The sequence below is a fragment of the Microbulbifer regidiadema (SeqCode) genome (genome assembly GCF_052466995.1).
In genome coordinates this window covers 1,946,126-1,967,514 of record NZ_CP174297.1, presented here as the reverse complement: position 1 = coordinate 1,967,514, position 21,389 = coordinate 1,946,126, and the positions used below count along the sequence as shown (strand labels likewise).

General features: G+C 51.1%; 18 protein-coding genes. 13 read left to right on the top strand and 5 right to left on the bottom strand.

Annotated features, from left to right (window positions below):
* Positions 1–103 precede the first annotated feature (103 nt).
* The 12 genes from tilS (at position 104) to rpoS (ending at position 12,070) form a co-directional block, all read left to right on the top strand.
* Positions 104–1,414: a tRNA lysidine(34) synthetase TilS gene (tilS, locus tag ACJJIK_RS08555; RefSeq protein WP_444944756.1), complete on the top strand. Its 1,311-nt coding sequence runs from the start codon at positions 104–106 to the stop codon at positions 1,412–1,414.
* Positions 1,415–1,539: 125 nt separating this feature from the next.
* The gene (locus tag ACJJIK_RS08550) at positions 1,540–3,174 is read left to right on the top strand and encodes a CTP synthase (protein ID WP_252085084.1); all 1,635 of its coding nucleotides are present in this window, start codon (positions 1,540–1,542) and stop codon (positions 3,172–3,174) included.
* Between the two features lie 57 nt (positions 3,175–3,231).
* Entirely contained in the window at positions 3,232–4,077 is an 846-nt protein-coding gene (gene kdsA, locus ACJJIK_RS08545) for a 3-deoxy-8-phosphooctulonate synthase (RefSeq protein WP_444944755.1), read from the top strand.
* A gap of 144 nt (positions 4,078–4,221) precedes the next feature.
* Entirely contained in the window at positions 4,222–5,508 is a 1,287-nt protein-coding gene (eno, locus tag ACJJIK_RS08540) for a phosphopyruvate hydratase (RefSeq protein WP_444930215.1), read from the top strand.
* 95 nt (positions 5,509–5,603) lie between these two features.
* Positions 5,604–5,891: a septum formation initiator family protein gene (locus tag ACJJIK_RS08535; protein ID WP_444944754.1), complete on the top strand. Its 288-nt coding sequence runs from the start codon at positions 5,604–5,606 to the stop codon at positions 5,889–5,891.
* Positions 5,888–6,607, top strand: coding sequence for a 2-C-methyl-D-erythritol 4-phosphate cytidylyltransferase (ispD, locus tag ACJJIK_RS08530; protein ID WP_444944753.1), 720 nt, complete (start codon positions 5,888–5,890; stop codon positions 6,605–6,607). Before ACJJIK_RS08535 ends, ispD begins: the two co-directional genes overlap by 4 nt.
* Positions 6,607–7,092: a 2-C-methyl-D-erythritol 2,4-cyclodiphosphate synthase gene (gene ispF / locus ACJJIK_RS08525; RefSeq protein WP_444944752.1), complete on the top strand. Its 486-nt coding sequence runs from the start codon at positions 6,607–6,609 to the stop codon at positions 7,090–7,092. The genes ispD and ispF overlap by 1 nt, the downstream gene beginning before the upstream one ends.
* The gene (gene truD, locus ACJJIK_RS08520) at positions 7,085–8,047 is read left to right on the top strand and encodes a tRNA pseudouridine(13) synthase TruD (protein ID WP_444944751.1); all 963 of its coding nucleotides are present in this window, start codon (positions 7,085–7,087) and stop codon (positions 8,045–8,047) included. The genes ispF and truD overlap by 8 nt, the downstream gene beginning before the upstream one ends.
* 191 nt (positions 8,048–8,238) lie before the next feature.
* On the top strand, positions 8,239–8,910 hold the full coding sequence (locus ACJJIK_RS08515; RefSeq protein WP_444944750.1) for a protein-L-isoaspartate(D-aspartate) O-methyltransferase: 672 nt from the start codon (positions 8,239–8,241) through the stop codon (positions 8,908–8,910).
* Positions 8,907–9,869, top strand: coding sequence for a DUF368 domain-containing protein (locus ACJJIK_RS08510; RefSeq protein ID WP_444930221.1), 963 nt, complete (start codon positions 8,907–8,909; stop codon positions 9,867–9,869). Before ACJJIK_RS08515 ends, ACJJIK_RS08510 begins: the two co-directional genes overlap by 4 nt.
* 224 nt (positions 9,870–10,093) lie before the next feature.
* Entirely contained in the window at positions 10,094–10,825 is a 732-nt protein-coding gene (locus ACJJIK_RS08505) for a peptidoglycan DD-metalloendopeptidase family protein (RefSeq protein ID WP_444944749.1), read from the top strand.
* 198 nt (positions 10,826–11,023) lie between these two features.
* Positions 11,024–12,070 carry an RNA polymerase sigma factor RpoS gene (gene rpoS, locus ACJJIK_RS08500; RefSeq protein ID WP_444930223.1) on the top strand — a complete coding sequence of 349 codons (1,047 nt, stop codon included), beginning with the start codon at positions 11,024–11,026 and terminating at the stop codon, positions 12,068–12,070.
* A 92-nt stretch (positions 12,071–12,162) separates the two neighbouring features.
* On the opposite strand, the gene ACJJIK_RS08495 is transcribed toward rpoS, so the two are convergent.
* The 3 genes from ACJJIK_RS08495 to ACJJIK_RS08485 form a co-directional block, all read right to left on the bottom strand.
* Positions 12,163–12,489 (bottom strand): YdbL family protein, encoded by a 327-nt coding sequence (locus ACJJIK_RS08495; protein ID WP_444930224.1) that lies wholly within the window; start codon positions 12,487–12,489, stop codon positions 12,163–12,165.
* An 11-nt stretch (positions 12,490–12,500) separates the two neighbouring features.
* On the bottom strand, positions 12,501–12,695 hold the full coding sequence (locus ACJJIK_RS08490) for a YnbE family lipoprotein (RefSeq protein ID WP_444930225.1): 195 nt from the start codon (positions 12,693–12,695) through the stop codon (positions 12,501–12,503).
* A gap of 271 nt (positions 12,696–12,966) precedes the next feature.
* The gene (locus tag ACJJIK_RS08485) at positions 12,967–15,957 is read right to left on the bottom strand and encodes an intermembrane phospholipid transport protein YdbH family protein (protein WP_444944748.1); all 2,991 of its coding nucleotides are present in this window, start codon (positions 15,955–15,957) and stop codon (positions 12,967–12,969) included.
* A gap of 599 nt (positions 15,958–16,556) precedes the next feature.
* Here ACJJIK_RS08485 and pepN point away from each other — a divergent pair.
* On the top strand, positions 16,557–19,187 hold the full coding sequence (gene pepN / locus ACJJIK_RS08480) for an aminopeptidase N (protein WP_444945048.1): 2,631 nt from the start codon (positions 16,557–16,559) through the stop codon (positions 19,185–19,187).
* Between the two features lie 41 nt (positions 19,188–19,228).
* On the opposite strand, the gene ACJJIK_RS08475 is transcribed toward pepN, so the two are convergent.
* Together ACJJIK_RS08475 and ACJJIK_RS08470 are read right to left on the bottom strand one after the other, a co-directional pair.
* The gene (locus ACJJIK_RS08475) at positions 19,229–19,777 is read right to left on the bottom strand and encodes a histidine phosphatase family protein (protein ID WP_444930226.1); all 549 of its coding nucleotides are present in this window, start codon (positions 19,775–19,777) and stop codon (positions 19,229–19,231) included.
* 10 nt (positions 19,778–19,787) lie between these two features.
* Entirely contained in the window at positions 19,788–21,347 is a 1,560-nt protein-coding gene (locus ACJJIK_RS08470; protein WP_444930227.1) for a carboxylesterase/lipase family protein, read from the bottom strand.
* Positions 21,348–21,389 lie beyond the last annotated feature (42 nt).

The following is a 21,389-nucleotide window of genomic DNA, read 5'->3' as shown; positions in this document are numbered from 1 at the left end:
CTGCGCGAGCAAGTCGGTGCGCAAGTGCTAGGGGTGGCGGTTTATCTGCCTCTTTAGTGATAAGAGGTATACTGGCGGAAACTCAGATCTTGTCCGATGCCCTGTGAAAAATGTAAGCCCCACCGCAAAACTCCCCACCCTGTTAAAAAGTGCGCTGCAATCTCACCCGCTCAGGGGGCAGCGCTGGGTGGGATTTTCAGGTGGGCTGGACTCCACGGTGCTCTTACATCTCCTGGCTAGCTGCCAGATCCCCGTGCGCGCACTGCATATTCATCACGGCCTAAATGCCAATGCGGAGGTCTGGCGGGCTCACTGCAAGGCGTTTGCCGAAAGTCTGGCGGTACCCTTTACTGCAATTCAGGTCGAGGTTGATCGCAAAGATGGCGGTTTGGAGCAGGGTGCCCGCCGCGCCAGGTACCGAGCCTTTGACCAGGCGATGTCTGCAGGGGATCAAATTCTGCTCGGCCATCATGCGGATGATCAGGCGGAGACTTTCCTGCTGCGCCTGATGCGGGGCGCGGGTGTACTGGGGTTGGCCAGTATGTCAGAGAGCCGTCTTATCGGGCGTGACAAACACTTGCTGCGGCCCCTGCTCAAGGTTGGGCGAGCAGAGTTGGAGCAGTGGGCGGAGATGCACGGCCTCGATTGGATTGAGGATGATAGCAATGCGGATGAAGCTCTGGAGCGCAATTTTTTACGGCATCGAGTGATGCCGCTACTCAATCAGCGCTGGGGGGTGAGTCGCCAGGTTGCGCGGGCAGCGGAGAATCTGAGGGAGTCGGCAGAGCTGCTGTCGGAGTTGGCGCTTACTGACCTTGTGGCGGCGAGCTTAAGGGAAGAGCGTTTCGGTGAAAGTCTGGCCCTGCCACACTTTTTTAGCCTCAGTGAGGGGCGCCGTAAAAATCTGATGCGACACTGGGTGCTGCGTCAGGGGGGGCGGTCGCCGGAGTCTAATTTACTAAAGCAGGCGCTCTGCCAAGTGGCCTGTGCGGCGGAGGATGCGCAGCTTGAGGTCAACTTGGGTGGGCGCGTGGTGCGGCGTTTTCGCAATCGCCTCTATCTGACACCTGAGCTGGCGCCGGTCGCCAGTGGTACCGATAACTGCTGGCACTGGGATGGCCGCGCCGATCTGCCGCTGCCCGGGGGCAGCGTCCTTCAGTCGCCAGCGGGTTGGCCGCAGGCTGACTATAAAGTTTGTTATCGCCGGGGAGGGGAGCGCGCCCACCCAATAAGCCGCCCAAAGTCACAGACACTCAAGAAGCTTTTGCAGGAGTGGGCTCTTGAGCCCTGGCTCAGGGACCGTGTTCCACTAGTATTCTTGGAGGGGAATTTGGTGGCTGTCGCGGGGCTCTTTTCGTGTAAGGCAAGCCGCGCCATCCCGGACAAACCGCCCAGCTGGCGGTTTTTCGATTGAGTGTTGGGGGGCTTTCTGCTACCCTGGCGCCCCGTCTCAAAGGCACCGGGAGAAGCTGGATTATCCGCCCGGGCCAGCCCTGTAAGCTCGACATTCATCGAGCGCTCAACTGACCAAGGTTTTGCATGACGCGCTATATTTTTGTAACTGGTGGCGTGGTTTCCTCGTTGGGGAAAGGTATCGCCTCCGCCTCTCTGGCCGCCATTCTCGAGGCCCGTGGCCTCAAGGTTACCATCCTCAAACTGGACCCCTACATCAACGTAGACCCGGGTACCATGAGTCCCTTCCAGCACGGCGAGGTGTATGTCACCGAGGATGGTGCCGAGACTGACCTGGATCTGGGTCACTACGAACGCTTTATCCGTACCCGGATGTCCAAGCGTAACAACTTCACCACCGGCCGCGTGTACGAGACCGTACTGCGCAAAGAGCGTCGTGGTGACTACCTGGGTGGCACCGTACAGGTGATCCCCCATATTACCGACGAAATCAAACGCCGCGTTGTAGAAGGTGGCCGCGATGTCGACGTCGCTATTGTTGAAATCGGTGGCACCGTAGGTGATATCGAATCCCAACCGTTCCTGGAATCTGTGCGTCAGCTGCGTGTGGAAATGGGCACCAACCGCGCCCTGTTGATCCACCTGAGCTATGTGCCTTTCCTTGCCACTGCTGGTGAAACCAAGACCAAGCCGACTCAGCACTCTGTTAAAGAGTTGCGTTCTATCGGCTTGCAGCCGGATATCCTGCTGTGCCGTTCCGAGCGTGAGATCGATGAGGACTCCCGCCGCAAGATCGCACTGTTCACCAATGTTGAAGAGCGCGCTGTTGTACCGCTGCCCGATGCCAAGACCATCTACGGCGTACCGCGTCTTCTGCACAGTTACGGCCTCGACGATATCGTTGTGGAAAAACTGCAGCTGGAATGCCAGGCGCCCGATTTGTCCGAGTGGGATGAAGTGGTCGATGGCAAGCTGAATCCTCAGCACGAAGTGAAAATTGCCATGGTTGGCAAATACATGGAGTTGCTGGATGCCTATAAGTCCCTGATCGAGTCCCTGACCCATGCGGGTATCAAGCATCGCTGCAAAGTGGATATCGACTTTATCAACGCTGAAGACGTTGAAGGTGAGAACGGCATTGACCTGATCAAGGATGCCGATGCAATCCTGGTTCCCGGTGGATTTGGTGAGCGCGGTTTAGAGGGCAAGCTTGAATCTGTTCGTTACGCTCGCGAAAACAATATTCCTTACCTGGGCATTTGCCTCGGTTTACAGTCTGTGGTTATCGAGTTCGCGCGCAATGTGCTCGGCCTCGAAGGTGCCAACAGTACTGAATTCAATACTAAAACCCCGCACCCTGTTATCGGCCTGATTACTGAGTGGATCGATAGCGAAGGCAATATCGAGAAGCGCGACGAGCAGTCCGACCTGGGTGGCACCATGCGCTTGGGCGGCCAGGAGTGTCGCTTGGCGAAAGACACCAAGGCTCGCGATATCTACGGCGCAGACGTCATTGTAGAGCGCCACCGCCACCGCTACGAAGTGAACAACAACTACGTTGATCGCCTGCAACAAGCCGGTTTGAAAATTGGCGGCTGGTCAGCAGACGATACCCTGGTAGAAATGGTTGAATTGCCGAACCACCCCTGGTTCGTTGCCTGTCAGTTCCACCCGGAATTTACGTCAACGCCGCGCGACGGCCACCCGCTGTTCGAAAGCTTTGTTGCCGCCGCAATGAAGCAGCGTGAAAACCAGGGCTAAAAAATAATTCCGCCTCAGCTCTAAGTTAGTTGAGGCGGAGATAACAGGGAGTAAGCTGTGAAAACAATTGAAGTCGGAAATGTCCAGGTCGCCAACGATAAGCCTTTTGTGCTGTTTGGCGGTATGAATGTACTGGAGTCCCGCGACCTGGCGATGCAGGTGGCCGAGCACTATGTGACAGTCACCGAAAAACTGGGTATTCCCTATATTTTTAAAGCGTCTTTTGACAAGGCTAATCGCTCTTCCATCAATTCCTATCGCGGACCGGGAATGGAAGAAGGCCTGAAGATTTTTCAGGAAATCAAAGACACTTTTAAGGTTCCCCTGATTACCGATGTCCACGAAATACACCAGGCCGCTCCGGTTGCCGAGGTCGTGGATATTATTCAGCTGCCGGCCTTCCTGGCCCGCCAGACTGATCTGGTCGCTGCTATGGCGGCGACGGGCGCAGTGATCAACGTCAAAAAGCCCCAGTTTATGAGCCCGCCGCAAGTAAAAAATGTGGTGGAGAAATTTGCTGAGTGCGGCAACGAAAAGATTCTTTTGTGTGAGCGCGGAGCCTGCTTTGGCTACGACAACCTGGTTGTCGATATGCTGGGCTTTAGCACCATGATCAATGCCTCCGGCGGTGCGCCGCTGATTTTTGATGTCACCCATTCACTGCAAATGCGCGATCCCTCCGGTGCAGCCTCTGGTGGCCGCCGTGCACAGGTTACTGAGCTGGGCCGCGCAGGTTTGGCGATCGGCATTGCCGGCCTGTTCCTGGAAGCGCACCCGAATCCAGACAAGGCGCTGTGTGATGGCCCCAGTGCACTGCCCCTGGAAAAGCTGGAGCCGTTCCTGGCGCAAATGAAAGCGGTAGATGACCTGATCAAAGGTTTTGAGCCGCTGGATACGAAATAAAAAAGAGAGACCTTTGCGCGCCCTGACTGGGCGCGCGGCACTTTCCCCCTCAGTGATTTAACTGAGCGCGGTAGAAAAAAGTGCATAACGTCTGATTGACCAATTACCTACTTTCAGTAAGTACCAATACGGAGCCCATTGTAAATGAGCAAGATTGTCGCTGTTAAAGCCTTTGAAGTACTGGATTCTCGCGGTAACCCAACCGTTGAGGCCGATGTGATTCTGGAGGATGGATCTATTGGCTCTGCCTGCGCGCCCTCCGGTGCCTCTACTGGCTCTCGTGAAGCGCTGGAACTTCGCGATGGCGATAAAAGCCGTTACCTGGGCAAGGGTGTCCTGAAAGCGGTTGAAAATATCAATACCACTATCGCCGACCTGCTCAAAGGTATGGACGCTACCGATCAGCGCGCCCTGGACAAGGCGATGATCGATGCCGACGGCACTGAAAACAAAGCCAATCTGGGCGCCAACGCTATTTTGGCCGTTTCCCTGGCCGCCGCTAAAGCAGCTGCCGCTTCCAAAAAAATCCCACTGTACCAGCACATTGCTGAGGTAAACGGCACTCCGGGCGAGTACTCCATGCCGGTGCCAATGATGAATATCCTCAATGGTGGCGAGCACGCCGATAACAATGTGGATATCCAGGAATTTATGGTACAGCCGGTTAAAGCTGAGTCTTTTGCCGAAGCTCTGCGCCAGGGTGCTGAAATTTTCCACGCGCTGAAAAAAGTACTGTCCAGCAACAGCCTGAACACTGCGGTTGGCGATGAAGGTGGCTTCGCTCCGAACCTGCCCTCCAACGAAGCGGCACTGAAAGTGATTGCCGAGGCGGTAGAAAAGGCCGGTTACACCCTGGGTGATGACATTACCCTGGCTCTGGACTGCGCTTCTTCCGAGTTCTACAAAGATGACAAGTACGACCTGTCTGGCGAAGGCAAGCAGTTCGATAGCGAAGGTTTTGCCAGCTATCTGGCCGAGCTGTCCGCCAACTACCCGATCCTGTCTATCGAAGACGGTATGGACGAGAGCGATTGGGACGGCTGGAAAATTCTCACCGACAAGATTGGTGACAAAGTACAGCTGGTAGGTGACGACCTGTTCGTAACCAACACCAAAATCCTGAAAGAAGGTATCGAAAAAGGTGTCGGTAACTCTATCTTGATCAAGTTCAACCAGATCGGCTCCCTGTCCGAGACTCTGGACGCGATCAAAATGGCTAAAGATGCCGGCTATACCGCTGTGATCTCCCACCGCTCCGGTGAGACTGAAGACACCACTATCGCAGATCTGGCAGTTGCTACTGCCGCAGGTCAAATCAAGACCGGCTCCCTCTGCCGCTCTGACCGCGTAGCCAAGTACAACCGCCTGCTGCGCATCGAAGCCGAACTGAATGGTTCCGCGCCTTATCGCGGCCGCGCTGAATTCAAGTAATCCATTATTTGAATTAGCGTGCAAGCACTACAAGGAGGGGCCAGCCCCTCTTTGTAGTACTATTAATACGAACAAGCGAAATATCGTAATCTCGTATGAAATGGCTGCTGGCAATACTCACCACTATGCTCCTCGCCACCCAGTATCGACTTTGGGTTGGTGAAGGTAGTCTCGCCGAAGTTACCCGTCTCAAGCATCAATTAGCCCAACAGCAAGAAAAAAATATCGCGCTGGTGCGGGAAAATCGTCAACTGTTTAGGGAAGTTCGCAGTTTGAAAGTTGGCACCGATGGTGTGGAAGCCAAAGCCCGTTATGACTTGGGACTGATCAAGGAAGGGGAAACACTGTTTATCTTCCTGGATAAGGAAGAGGCTGAAAATTGATTAAGGATTATTGGGTCATTGTACCCGCTGCCGGTGTGGGCAAACGTATGGGGGCCGACCGTCCCAAACAGTACCTGCCGCTGCTCGGACGACCACTGCTATCCCTGACGTTAAAAAATATTCTCGGCTGGCCGGGTTTGGCCGGTGTGGTCGTATCGATTTCTGCGCAGGACAGTTACTTCTCCCACCTGAAAGAAGCGAGTCACCCCCTGCTACACACGGTGACCGGTGGCGCAGAGAGGGCGGATTCGGTCCTGTCGGCACTGGATTTCCTCGCGGAGCGCGAAAGTGGTGATACTCCGGTTTTAGTTCACGATGCGGCACGGCCCTGTGTGTCTGAGCGCGATATCTGCGCTCTGCTCGATGAAGAAGTGTCGCCGATGGCGCTTTTGGCACGCCCCGCCAGTGACACATTAAAACGCAGTCACCCGGTTGATGGCGTAGCCTGTGTGCAAGAGACCGTTGACCGGGAAACTATTTGGCTGGCGCAAACCCCGCAGCGGGCGCCTCTCAGTACTCTGCACGCCTGCCTCGGCAAGGCTCTGGAGCAGGGCGGGATTGTTACCGACGAGGCCAGTGCCCTGGAACTTTTTGGCCATTCACCGCAATTGGTTGCGGGTGATAGTGACAATATTAAAGTGACGCACCCCGCCGATATCATAATTGCAGAAACGATTTTACGTCTGCGCTACTCCCCCACTGAGGATAAGCGATAGTGAGTTTTCGAATAGGCCAGGGCTTTGATGTACACGCATTTGGCCCCGGCGATCATGTAGTGCTCGGCGGAGTACAAATCCCCCATGGGCAGGGTCTGGTAGCCCATTCTGACGGGGATGTTTTATTGCACGCCCTCGCAGATGCCCTACTGGGGGCTTTGGCCCTGGGAGATATCGGTAAGCACTTTCCCGATAACGACGAGCAATTTGCCGGCGCCGATAGCAGAAAACTGCTTCGCCATGTCGTTGGCTTAATCGATAGCAAAGGGTATCGCCTGGTGAATGCGGACATGACCCTGATTGCCCAGGCGCCCAAGATGGCTCCGCATATCGATGGAATGCGAGCCAATATTGCCGCTGACTGTGGTGTTGATTGCGATGCGGTCAGTGTCAAAGCCACCACCACAGAAAAGCTTGGATTTACTGGTCGCGGTGAGGGTATCGCCGCGCAAGCGATTGTTTTATTAGAGCGCAAAGATGTCTGAAGTTTGGAATCTGGATTGGCCCCGAGCGCTTGGGGGTGCGGTAATCTCTGGCGATTTCCGCACTGAGCCGGAAGATTTTATTGTCGATGAATTGGCTATGCCACCGGCTGATAATAGCGGTGAGCACGTTTATTTTCTGATTAAAAAGCGAGGGGCAAATACTGCCTGGGTCGCTAAGGAACTGGCGAAATTGGCCGGGGTGCAGAGCCGCGATGTCAGTTTTTATGGTTTAAAAGACCGGCACGCAGTGACTACTCAGTGGTTCAGCGTATGGCTAGGGCAAAAGCCTGAAGCAGACTGGTCGCAAATTAACAGCGATGAGATTTCGCTGCTGCAAACATTTCGTGGACCGCGCAAGCTGCGTCGCGGCGAACATATGGGGAACCGCTTTAAGATTCGCCTGCGCAATGTAGAAGGTGACAGGGACAAAGCTGAGGAAGTGCTTCAGCGGATTCCTGAAGGGGTGCCCAATTACTTCGGTGAGCAGCGCTTTGGAATTGATGGTAACAATCTGAGCCTGGTGAAAAATCTCGCTGAAGAGGACGGCCGTTGTCGCAAGAGTGAAAAAGCTTTTGCCATGTCCGCTGCTCGCAGCTGGCTGTTCAATCAGGTTCTCGCTGAACGCGTCAACGCTGGAACCTGGCAGGGCCCTCTTGCCGGCGAACCGGAAGATTACCCCACCGGACCTCTGTGGGGGCGGGGTAGAAACCTGGCTACAGATGCCCAGGGGGAACTGGAGACACAGGTGTTGTCTCCGTGGCAGCCCTGGTGCAATTGGCTGGAGCACTGCGGGCTCAGTCAGGAGCGACGGGCCATGATTTTATCCCCGGAGGCGTTTCGCTATGAATGGGAAGGTGATCATTTAATCGTTGAGTTTGCCTTGCCCCCGGGTACTTTTGCGACAGCTTTGCTACGGGAGATAGCGCAGCTGGTCAATGTTAAACAGCGCACATAAAGTTAAGGAGCCTTTGAACAACTCCGTAATACCTCTACGGGGCTTGCAGAGCGATTCACACTCCGCGTTGCGACTTCTTGAAAGGTCTGGATATTCCTGCGAAGCCGCGCCTTGCTTGTGAACCGCTCTGTAAGTCAGAGGCTCCTTAGATAACTGGCGCTGTTGTACAAACCATGGACAAGAAAAAGAATATGGATCGCTTGAGACAAGAAGGCCTGGGAATGACTTCCCAGCGAACCCGCAACCGCTTGATCCAGCGTTTGCGGGAAGAGGGGATTGCCAACGAGGAAGTACTGGATGTAATGGCATCCACCCCTCGACACCTTTTTTTGGATGAAGCCTTAGCTATTCGAGCCTACGAAGATACTGCCCTGCCCATAGGGTATGGCCAGACTATTTCCCAGCCCTATATTGTCGCCCGTATGACGGAGCTTTTGCTGAGTAGAGCCAAGTCTTTACAGCGAGTTTTAGAAGTGGGTACCGGTTCGGGTTATCAGACAGCCATTCTCGCCCGTTTGGTGGAACAACTTTATTCCGTTGAGCGTGTCCAACCCCTATTGCAAACAGCTCGTCAGCGTTTGGGGGAGCTGGGTTACAGCAATATAGAGTACAAACTCAGCAGTGGGGGTTTTGGTTGGAAGGAAGAGGGGCCTTACGATGCAATCCTGGCTGCCGCAGCACCGGCAATGATTCCCGATGAGCTGCGAGAGCAGCTGGCTCCCAATGGGGTTCTGGTAATTCCGGTGGGTGCTGAGCAGCAATACCTGACGATGGTGACGCGCCGTGAGGACAGTAATAAGTTTGATGTGGAAAAATTGGAAGCGGTGCGCTTTGTGCCTTTGCTCAGTGGTGTGGTTCGATGAAATTTTCTGAGGTTCTAAAAAGTCGTTACCCGGGGGTGGTACTGCGGGGAATGGCGATGGGGGCTGCGGATGTGGTGCCCGGTGTTTCCGGGGGAACTATTGCCTTTATTACCGGCATTTACCAGGAGCTTCTGGACTCCCTCAGTAGAATTGGCCCGCACTGTATTACAGTGTGGCGGAAGGAGGGGTTTCAATCCACTTGGCGCTATATCAATGGGAGCTTTCTACTCTCTCTTTTCCTCGGGGTATTGTTGAGCGTTTTTAGCTTGGCCCACCTGATTAGCGGTTTACTGCAAAATTATCCCATTGTTGTGTGGTCTTTCTTTTTCGGTTTGGTTCTCGCTTCAATTGTTCCCATTGTGAGAAATATTCCCCGGTGGTCGCCATCGGTACTGGTATTTCTAGTGCTGGGTATCGCGCTTGCAGTGACCGTGAGTGAGATGCGACCTTCAGAGATACCGGCAACCCCCCTAACGCTGTTTTTATCGGGTGCTTTGGCCATATGCGCCATGGCCCTGCCGGGGATTTCCGGTGCTTTCCTGCTGCTCCTTATCGGTATCTACCCCAAGGTTTTGGCCGCAGTTCACAATTTGCAAATCGCAAACCTGCTGTGCTTTGCCGCAGGGGCGGCAATAGGGTTGATGCTTTTTAGCCGCTTGTTGTCCTGGTTGATGCGCAACTATATGGCCCGAACGCTGGCATTTCTGGCCGGGGTTCTGCTCGGGAGCTTAAAGATTATCTGGCCCTGGAAGCTGCCGGCGTCAGGGGAAATCGAGGCCTCCAGCAAGTTGGCACCCCTGTTATCCAATACTTCTCCGCTAACTTTTTTGGAGCAAACTGGTGATAATGCGCATCTGGGCAGCGCTATCGGCGCAGCGCTAGTGGCAATACTCCTGGTTCTCGCTGTAGACTTCTTTGGCAGGGGACATAGAGAAAAGCCTTGCGCCACACAGCAATAAGGTCTGGAAAATCTCGGTATGGCAGCTTTTTATCAAGCGATTACATGGATTTTTGGAGATTTTCTTTAGACACTTTTTCCATAAATGCCGTGATCTGATGTAAAAAGAGAATAATGAAATGTCATTTCTTACAAGCTTCTGAGCGCCAATATTGGCGGAACAAGCTCTCTAAAACGGGTCATGGCTTGTGGAGGCTGTTTAAAATATTAGGCTTGCTCATACTGATGCAGGCCCTTTCCTCCTGTTCCAGCCACAAGGCCCCATCAAGCTCCCTGCGCCAACCCCCCGGCATCAAGATTACCCACCACACGGTGAGCAAGGGGGATACCCTCTATGCTATCGCTTGGCGTTACGGCAAGAATTTTCGCCAGCTGGCGGCGATAAATGGCATTCCCTCTCCCTATAAAATTTATCCGGGGCAGAGAATCAGGCTGTCAGGCTCCGCGCCAAGCAAGAGTGTTACCAGTGCAGCCAAGAAGCAAAAAGCGCCAGTTGCGAAGGCGAAGCCGGCAGCGACACAAACGACCACTGCTAAAAAATCTTTAACACCTAAGGTTAAACGCCAAACGGCATCATCCAGCCAGAAGGGGTCGGTTCGCTGGCGCTGGCCCGCCAAGGGGAAAGTAATTAGTCACTTTCGCTCTGGAGACCCCTTGCGCAAGGGAGTTGATATCGCGGGAGAAAAGGGAGAGGCTGTACTGGCAGCGGCTGATGGCACCGTGATCTACGCAGGAAGCGCCTTGAGAGGTTATGGAAAGCTGCTGATCGTCAAGCACAATGAGGTTTACCTTAGTGCCTATGCACACAATCACCGGTTGCTTGTAAAGGAGGGCAGCAGGGTAAAAGCGGGGCAAAGGATAGCGGAGTTGGGTTCTAGTGGTACCGACCGCGATAAGCTTCACTTTGAGATTCGTAAAAACGGTCAGCCAGTAGACCCTCTTGCCTACTTACCGTAAGTTCACGGCGGCAGCGGAGCTCTGCAAATAAAAATGGACTTTTAACTATACCACTTGAGGTAGTCACTGTAATCGTGGCCATCCCAGGGTCAGCCGATTCAGTGGCTGTCGCCACATACCTGAGGCGTTGATTGTTGTGTTATCGGTGTTCGGGTATGCCGTGCGGCTGAAATTGGCAAAGTACAAGGAGCAGGGGAAATGGAAGCACAACGGCAAGACCAGTCTATGACTGGCCAGGCAGAAGACTTTCCTCCTGAGTTAGACGTTGAAAATGATGAGCAGAAATTAGGTTCAACTGAAGCAGGTGTTAGTCGCAAGCGGAAATCTACAGCAAAAAAGACTTCCGCACCCTCCCAGGCAGAGAAAAGTAGGGTTTGCAGATTGGATGGCGATGGCCATTTGCAGAAAAATCTCGACGCTACTCAGCTCTATCTCAATGAAATCGGATTCTCCCCCCTGTTGACCGCAGAAGAAGAGGTGTATTACGCGCGCAAGGCACTGCGCGGAGATGCTGCGGCGCGAAAACGAATGATCGAGAGCAATCTTCGCCTGGTAGTAAAGATTGCTCGTCGCTACGTCAGTCGAGGCCTGGCGCTGCTGGACCTGATCGAGGAGGGCAATCTGGGCCTGATTCGAGCAGTCGAGAAGTTTGATCCAGAGCGAGGCTTTCGCTTTTCCACCTACGCTACCTGGTGGATACGTCAGACGATAGAGCGGGCTATTATGAACCAGACCCGAACTATCCGCCTGCCTATCCATGTAGTGAAGGAGCTGAATGTCTATCTGCGCGCTTCGCGAGAATTGGCCCAGAAGCTGGATCACGAGCCCTCGGCAGAAGAGATAGCCAACCTGCTGGAGAAGCCGGTCGAAGATGTTGAGCGGATGCTCGGACTCAACGAGCGGGTTACCTCAGTGGATACCCCCATAGGGCCCTCCTCTGAGAAGACCCTGGTAGATACCATTCCCGATCAGCAGGAGTCCGATCCCGCAGAGTTGCTCCAGGACAGTGACCTGTTTGACAGTATCAACCGCTGGTTGGGAGAACTTCCCGATAAGCAGTGCGAGGTGGTGTCCAGGCGGTTTGGTTTACGTGGTTTTGAAGCGAGCACCCTGGAAGAAGTGGGGCGGGAAATCGGCCTCACCAGGGAGCGGGTAAGACAGATACAGGTGGATGCGCTCAAGCGGTTAAGAGAAGTAATGGAGAAGCAAGGGCTCGACGGTCAATCCCTGTTTGGCGGCTTATAGTGTTTTCTCTCCACAAAACCCCGCAGCCAGTTTCTGGTTGCGGGGTTTTGTTATTTAGCTTTGTTCAGCCTAGATTCCGGCAAGAGGGCTGCTTATTTTCGCACCCAGCGTCCCCGGTTATTCTGGTAGTACTCCCCAGGGGACAGGCGGGCCTCCAGCTTTTCTGCTGCACGTGTAGCCACTTGGGCAATATCAATTTTATTGCGCTCAGCAATTCGGGTGTAAGCGGCTTTTCGCTTGGTATTTACTTCCTTAACCAGCTTTTTCAACTCTGGTGAGCTGGTACCTACAATCGCTATATAGCCACTATTGGCCTCCCCAACCAGCCCTTTATTTTTGGCTTCATTCAGGGAAATTGCCATTGCCGGAAGGGCGATGACCAGGCTCAGTGTCAAAAAGACGTTGATTAATGTCTTCATATCTCGCTTCCTCAGAAAATCCCTTCTTTGTCTTCAAATAGGCTGTCCAGGTCTTTATCGACCTTGACCCGAATCTCGTGCTCGATTTTTACATTCAGGTTTACTGTAATTGGTTCGCTGGGCGCTTTTACCGCTACGGTAGGTGTACACCCTGTAGCAACCATAGCGTATAGCAGCCCTATAGGAACCAGTCGGCTGGCTTTCATTTGACACTCCTCACAGTACCTCTTTGGTACCCTTTTACTTTTTGGAACCCGGGTATCAAGAAGCCTCTGATTAACCCCATAATCTCTCTGCGGGCCTATAGCGGCTCTCTGGGGCAGCATAGAGCAATCAGAAGTCCTTTAATCTACGTTACCAGCCTGGTTCATCCAGAGAGTGGATGGCGGCAGACACAAGTATTCTATTGGGTCAACCTTAACCGGTGATGAACCAGGTAGGGATATATATGCAAATAAAGGCTACTCCACACCAGACCTATTGGTCCAGTTGCTTTTCTAGTGTTTTGGTTAAGTCACGACTGGCCTGAAGTGAGCGCAGCATATCTGGGATATTGTTTTCGAGATTAAGGTTGATGACCAGGTCCCGGTCGGAATCAATGGCATCGCTGCGCCCTACCAGCTTGAGCTGTAGCTGGAGGTCCCCACTGGCGGGGTAGTCTACTCTGCCTTCGAGGGTGCGGAACTCATAATCTTCCAGCGCATTGGCTATCAATTTAAGCTGTGGGTTACTTGCCAGCATCTGGGGAGAAAAGGCCCCGTAGTAACGCAGTTGACCACCTGGAGCTTCGCCGCGCAGATGGCCCGCCTCTACGGTGATACCTTCCGCACCCGTCACCAGGGGGATTGTCAGATCGATATGTCCGCTGGCTGCAAAATTCTCTGAATGGGTTACTTCAGTCAAAGCCTCTAGAGAAACCCCCTGAGCGCTCAAGGTACTTTTTCGGCTTTCTTGATTGAGATTCCAAACAAGAGCCTCTGAAGTGACCCTGCCGCGCAAAAAATCAGCAGAAAATTGCTGTAGAGTAATATCCTTTTGTTTATCTAGTTGTAGCGATAGCTGAATTTTTTCCAGCGGTAATCCCGCATTAATGGATGCTATTGATAGGGGAGAGGGCACTGGTGTGATCCAGTGCCCATCTTTGTTTTCTATCTCTAGCTTGCCCACAATCCCCGTGGCAAAACTCTCTTTATAAATGACGGCGATATCTAACAGGTTAATGTAAAAATTATCCCCAGACTGGGGGGGGAATGACAAAGAGCCACCGGCGGATAGAGTGCCAGATACTATGTCGGCAGGGAGGCCCTGAAGCGTTTCGCTCAGCGTTTTGCCAGTATTGAAAGTGACGTCGGGAATTGAGAGCTTTAGTTTCCCTGAAGAGGTTAACAGGTCGTAATGGCCGTTCAGCTCAATTTCCACTGGGCCAGCCATAATTTGACTGTGACTGACTAGCTGGTTGTTTTGCAGGGATAATTTGCCTTTGGCCGCAGCGCTAACAGAGTATTTTTCTGGAGTCTCTAGCTCTAAGTGGCTTGTTTCAAAGGCGCTGTCGAAGCTTATTGATTCATTGTTGAGCGCAACCTTGCTGTCGATAAAGTTAAGCGTCCCAGAGAGGGAAGCTTGTTCTGAAGTAACAGTTCCGAGCTGACTGTTTATTGTGCGGATGGTACAAGTCAGAGGCCCTGCTATTTCACAGTATGCCGATGGTGCTTCCAAGGTAATATCGCTAACCTCTAATGTCGAAGTATCTATTTTCCCGGCAGATAGTTTGATGTTTTCTAACTTTAAATTCCTATCTACACGATCGCTTAGGATTTGCACCTTGGCGCTTGAGTAAAGATTGGTAGCGGTTAATTCTTTGGTGTGATCAATAAACCTGGGGACTCTTGTCTCTAGTTCAAAATGGCAGCTGGTGGTATTGGCGTGGCGGCACTGGATATCGCTAGCGGTTATTAAGGCCGAAGACTCCGTGTTAATAGCCTCTATTTTTCCAGTTATAGCCCCTTTGCTAACTTTAATCTCTCTGCGACTTGAATCAGTTAGATCGCCGGTGATAGAGATGGCTTCTGTAATATTTACTTGAGCCCGGCTGTGGTGTAAACCGGTAGTGTGCAGTAGTGAATCTTCTTGCGATATAGGTAGTGAAATATCCAGATAAAGTGTTTCACTCGATGTCAAATCTAGACGAAAGCGATTTAACCTTGGGGTGGATATACTGCTAAGCGAGCTCGATTGAAGATGCCCCTGGAATGCGACTTTCCCTTTCGTGATGTTTAGCGGTAGGGCTGGAAAGTGTCTGAGAAATTCCGGTGAGTGAAGTACGGTGTTTGCAGTGTTGAGATAGAGGATGCCTTCGATTGCCAGTTCGGGGCTTGCTCCCGGTGTGCTTGAGTCAAATTTTATATCAATTAGCGGGCTACTATTGGCCCCATTTTCTCTTAAGAATATTTCGAGCTGGCCATTGCCTTTGATAGATTGAGCTTTAAATGGAAATAGGGTTTTAGCATATATTTCAATAGGCTTGTCTGTGGATAGACGGGCTTCTATCTCGGACTTTAGTGGTGGGTAAGAAGTTGAAGCCTTTAACTCGCGTCCGCTAACTTGAATACTAATATCGCGGTAGTTTGGGGTCGACAGCAGGTTGTCGGGTACGGCCATGGTGGCGGTTGCTAGCACTTGACCAAATGCTGTTAGCTTAGACTTACTATTGTTTTGGGCATTAATGATGTCTATAAACGGGGCTAGCGTTTCCAGGTCTGATACGACTTTACTATTGATGGCCCATGTATCTGTCGATTTTTTATTAAGTGTTATATTGGCTTCAGACAGAACTCTTGAAGCGCTCGATAGTATTCTTGGATTTAGCTTAATGACAGATGGGGTTAAATCGGCCTGAAAATCTAAGTTCAGCTCGCCAAGCTGGGGGTGTTGGAAAGGGCTTTGAGCGTAAATGTTGACATTATTGCGCACTATGCTCAGGGGGCCTGCGGTCAATAGACCATCGAACACGACCTCCCTAACTGATACTTTACCGGGCAAAAAGCGAGTTAAATTTTGGTTTAGAGCATTTAACGATAGTCCCACATTTTTTGTTGCATTATTTACCCGGCGCTGTTTATCCGCAGAGCTTTCGTTTGAAGTCTCTGCAACGTCCATACTTCGAGTTAGCTTTTGTATGGAAAGCTCAACTTTTTGAGTGTTGTCTCGGTCATAAATAATATGGAAAGGATATACAATGGTTACGCCTTCAAGGAGTAGGTTGCTGTTGACAGTGGATTTTAGGCGCACTTCCTCAATGGAAACCTGTTTGAAGCCCAATCGCAAGCCCGTCAGCTCTTGAATAACGACCTCACCGGAGAAGAGATTGACCAGCTGAGAGATAACAATATCTTTTTTCCACCAGCTGGCAGCAATAAGAACGGCTAATAAGCAAGCCAGAGACATTATACTGATACGGAGTTTGCGCACACTGAACCTCAGAACTCCCGTGGGAGGCTAGCTTGAATTTACATCTATTGTTCTTCGTGAAAAGCTTTCTCGGCCAAGTTGAGGCCCCATAAGATCGCTTAGAGTCGAGTTTATCAGACTGGATAAATAATACTGATTGCCGGTTATCAGTGGCTCGCTCAAAGCTTCTGCTGAGGGTGAATAGTGAGTAATTTGTACTTCTGCGAAGAAGGGCTCACCCAACCTGGTATAGCTATGCTCTATTGTCGAGTTTGCTGTAATAGCTTTTGGTCGTATATGTTACCTTGCCTGTCTGGCGGAAATAGATATGCCAGAGGCCCCTTGGCCCTTATGCGTAGCGCCAATTGTGTAGGCCAGCTATAGTCCAGTTTTTAGCCGGGTGATACTAAAAGGCGGAAGGAAAGCACCCTGCACTCGGGGCCGTATGGCTGCCGAGTGCGAGCTTACAGGGGGTATTCGCAGTGCATCTCCAGTGCAGTGTATTCTGTCTCTCTGATCCAGTAGCAAGTCGCATTAACCTGGGAGCTGACAGTGTCAGTTCAAACAATTGAATTCATACTGCCCTACAGAGGCACAGAATGACTGAGGATGTTTCAATAATGAAAGATAGCCAGCCAAAGACCATTTACCTCAAAGATTATCAAGTACCAGATTACCTGGTGGATACTACCAAGTTACATTTTGAGCTGGAGCCAAAGGCGACGCTGGTAAAGTCTCGCTTAAGTATACGCAGGAATCCGCAAGCGGGTGCAGGTTTGCCCCCGCTAGTGCTCGATGGCGTTGAATTGGAATTGCTCTCTGTTGCTGTGGATGGGGTGCCGCTTTCTGCGGAAGATTACCAAGTTTTGCCCGAGGGGCTATCGATCCCTGTCAGCAAGGCGGAATTTCTTCTGGAAATTCAGAACCGTATTAATCCAGAGGACAATACTTCACTGGAGGGACTATATCTCTCTAATGATATGTATTGCACCCAATGTGAAGCTGAAGGGTTTAGAAAAATCACTTTCTACCCCGATAGACCAGATGTTATGTCCAAATTTACAACTACGATTGTAGCCCCGATGGACCATCCGGTATTGCTGTCTAATGGCAACGAAATTGAACGGGGCAGGAGTGAGGATGGTCGCCAATTTGTCACCTGGGAAGATCCCTTTGCCAAGCCGGCCTATCTTTTTGCACTGGTGGCCGGGGACTTGGAGCAGGTTGAAGATAGCTTTACAACCGCCTCAGGACGCAACGTAAAGTTACAGATCTTTACGGAAGCAAAGAATATTGGCAAGTGCGATCACGCTATGCGCTCTCTTAAGAATGCGATGCGCTGGGATGAAGAGGTTTACGGAAGGGAGTATGACCTCGACATTTTTATGGTGGTTGCGGTTGATCACTTCAATATGGGGGCTATGGAAAATAAAGGGTTAAATATCTTCAATTCAGCCTGTGTGCTCGCTAGCCCGGAGACCGCAACGGATACTGCTTTTCAGAGAATCGAATCTATTGTGGGGCATGAGTACTTTCACAACTGGTCTGGCAATCGGGTCACTTGTCGTGACTGGTTTCAGCTAAGTCTGAAAGAGGGGTTCACTGTATTTCGCGATGCGGAGTTTTCCGCAGATCTTAACTCCCGGGCGGTCAAGCGCATTGAGGATGTGTCGCTATTACGCACTACCCAATTTGCTGAAGATGCCGGCCCTATGGCCCACCCGATCAGACCGGACTCCTATATAGAAATTTCAAATTTCTACACTCTGACGATATATGAAAAGGGTGCAGAAGTTGTCAGGATGATTCATACCCTATTGGGGGCTGAGGGATTCCGTAAAGGCAGCGATCTCTACTTTGAGCGTCACGATGGCTGTGCGGTAACTTGTGAAGATTTTGTCAAGGCCATGGAGGATGCTAATCAGGTTGATCTACAGCAATTCCGCCGTTGGTACAGTCAGGCGGGTACACCGGTTCTTGATGTGACAGATAGCTTCGATCAATCTGAAGGTATCTATAGGCTGACTATTCGCCAATCCTGCTTACCCTCTCCGGGACAAACTGAGAAGCTGCCGTTCCATATCCCAGTCAGAGTGGGGCTGCTGGGGAATGATGGTACAGATTTAGCACTCAATGAGCAGGGGGATACTGAAATTGTCTTGCAGCTTAAAGAGACAGAGCAGGTATTTGAATTTAGCGGACTTGCAGAGAAACCTTTGCCCTCCTTGCTGAGAGGCTTTTCTGCCCCGGTAAAAGTTCGTTACAACTATAGTAATGAGCAGCTTCTATTCTTAATGCGGAAGGATGCTGATACCTTTAATCGCTGGGATGCAAGCCAGCGTTTGGCACTCAATGCTTTGTGCGATCTTCAGGCGGCTTTCCGTAAAGGTGAAGCGCTGAAAGTTCAGCCCAGCTTAATCAATGCCTACCGTGAGGTTCTACAGGATACGGACCTCGATCCGGCATTAGTTGCGGAAATCTTGCAGTTGCCAAGTGAGCAATTTGTTGCGGAGGAGTCTGTTGCTGTCGATGCCGAAGCAATTATTGTCGCTCGAGAGTTTGTGCGTAAGGCCATTGCAGTTGAGTTATTTGCAGAGTTCCGCAAGCGTTATTTGGAGCTGAATCTAAGCAAACCCTACAGCCCCAATGCTATAGATATTGCTCAGCGGCGCCTTAAAAATACCTGTCTGTCTTATATGTGTGTAACTGAGACTGAAGAAGCCCTGGAATTGGCAAAGAGTCAGTTTGAAGTGGCCGCGAATATGACTGATAGCGCAGCCGCTCTTGCTGTTATTATTAATTATGGGGAGGATAGATTGGCTGAGGATTCGATCAGCCAATTTTATCAGCGCTGGGAGTCTGATACGCAAGTGGTTGAGCTGTGGTTGAGCCAGCAGAGTTGCAGCCCCAAGCGCGGTACGTTGGAGAATATTATTGCACTTATGCAGCATCCCGCTTTTGAGATGAAAAATCCTAATAAAGTGAGATCTGTTATCGGTGGATTTGCCAATCGAAACTTTAAACAGTTCCATAAGAGTGATGGCAGTGGATTTGAATTTGTTGCCGATCAAGTTCTCGCTTTGGATAAGCTCAATCCACAAATAGCGGCAAGGCTAGTGATACCCATTACACGCTGGAAGAAATATTCCGGAGATTTGGCTGAAAAAATGAGAGGCGCGCTACAAAGGGTTTCTGACTCGGGGGAATTGTCCAAGGATTTATTTGAGGTGGTCAGCAAAAGTTTGCTGTAACACGATTATTGACATGGGGCATGTTATACATGCCCCAATATTTACAGAATTTCGCTGCTCTTTTCATCTCCCAGTGCCACCAAATGTAGCTGCCCGCCCCGATTGTGGATTTCTGTGATTGACGTATAGTCAGGGTTAAATTGACGCACTTTTTGCTGTTTTTGCAGGTGAGCTACCACTGAATTGATGACCATAAAGTGACAAAATATAATGGTGTCTTCAGAGCGACTTTCCAGGTATTTAATAATGCCGTCGCGCCAGTTCTTTTGTGTTTTGTCAGAGCTGTCCCAGTTGCCGTCAAGGAGTGTGCGTATCCAGGATAGGCGCTGTGTTTGAGCTATGCCTTTGGGTGTCGGTATCTCTGTTACTGTACTTTCAATAATGACTTCCTGTTTCCAGGCTTCGGCTAGAGGCTCGGCTGTTTGCTGGGCCCGTAACTTGGGGCTACTGATTAATTGCCCTCTATCGAGGGTGGAGAGCTTGAGAGCTAGCTCTTTGGCTTGTCTATAGCCCCTATCTGTGAGTGTTGGGTCAGAGATATATGTCCCTTTGGCGGCTTCTCCATGCCTGATTAAAAGAATTCTTGCCATTTATTCGGCCCTAAAGATAACCATTCAACCTATCATCGGGTATATGTTGCCACAAACTGAGAAGTTCCGCTGAGTCAAATGCCCTGGCTGAGGAATGGTTGCCAAATCGTTTGCTATGTTTGCCCGAAAATTCTGGCCAATTCCTTCCGGGTTGTCCTGTTTCAGAAAAACTCAGCCAGGCCTGCTGCATGGTGGCACTTAATAAGTGGGGGTTTTCTTCTTTGCCATACAAGGTTTGTAGCGACTGGTCGCTATGGGTCCCAAATACATAGCCAAGCTCAATGCCGTGGCAGGCTCCCAGTAGTGGCTGTGCGGCAAGAGGTTGAGCAAAGTGATAGTGGAAAGCCTGTCCCTGGTGCCGTTGTAGATAGCGCAGTCCCGGCAAGGTAAATACCATATCGGTGAGCAGCAGGTTCCAGGCTCGACTCCATTCTGGCCAGGGATTGGCTGCCATCGTCTTTGCTAATTGATGGTAGTGCTTGAGCAGAGGAGTCAGTTCGGATTCGGGAATAAGCCACTCCAGTTGAGTGCAGATTTCCCGATAGCTGATGGTGAAAATTTCAGGATTTATAACACTAAATAGGTTCCACTCTTCCAGGTTGTTGCCCAGTAGTAAAGGGTGGTTTTGCGAAGGATTCGGATTTTTATTTGAGGGGAAGAGCTCTGTATCTGCCACAGGTTTAAATGGCAGTTGCCCCCATTTGGCGGCCATTGTAGTGTTAGAGAGTATTTCCTTTTGGGTTTTAAGTAACAGCTTGGCTGAGCAGTCCTTTAATGAGGCGCCATGGGAGATTTGCTCAAACTGATAAACAAATTTTTGCGCAAAATGATTGGCACTTTTTGGGGAGTGTGAGGCTCTGGGGTGTCCACTTTGAACGATTGCGCGTCGTATAAGCCCTCTATATTGTGGCATCTCAAGCAGTGAGACAATACTCATGGCGCCGGCGGATTCACCAAAGAGGGTGATATTTTGAGGGTCCCCACCAAAGGCAGAAATATTTTCTTGAATCCATTGTAGAGCGGCTATTTGATCTAAAAGGCCTTCATTGCCGGTGGCAGGGATATCACTGATATCTTTTAAGCGTAAAAAGCCTAGTGCGCCCAGTCGATAGTTAATAGTGACTACAATAGCCCGACCACTGGCCGCTAAGTATCGGCCATTATAGATAGCTTGACACCCCGACCCCATGTAGAAAGACCCACCATGAATCCAAAGCATCACCGGTAATCTATTATTCTGCGAGGTTGTAGGAGAGAAGATATTTAAATAGAGGCACTCCTCTTTTTCAGGGAAATTTCCACTTTGATCACGCACCTCTATCAGGGTTGATGGATTTTGTGCAGCGGGAGAGCCAAAGTTGTGTGCCTGCAAAGGGGATTTCCAGCGTTCTAGTTTTTGCGGGGGAAGCCAGCGCAAATTTCCGCTGGGAGGTTGGGCGTATGGTATCCCCAGAAATTTGTAGACGCCGGTGTCTTCGTCGATGGTTCCAATAATAGGCCCGGCAGGTGTATCAACAACGGGAGTGGAGTCCGATTTTAAGGCGTTTTTGATCTTCGGGCCTATAGTCATTTGTAACTTTCCAATCTCTCTGAAGTTAATGTAAAAGCCGTC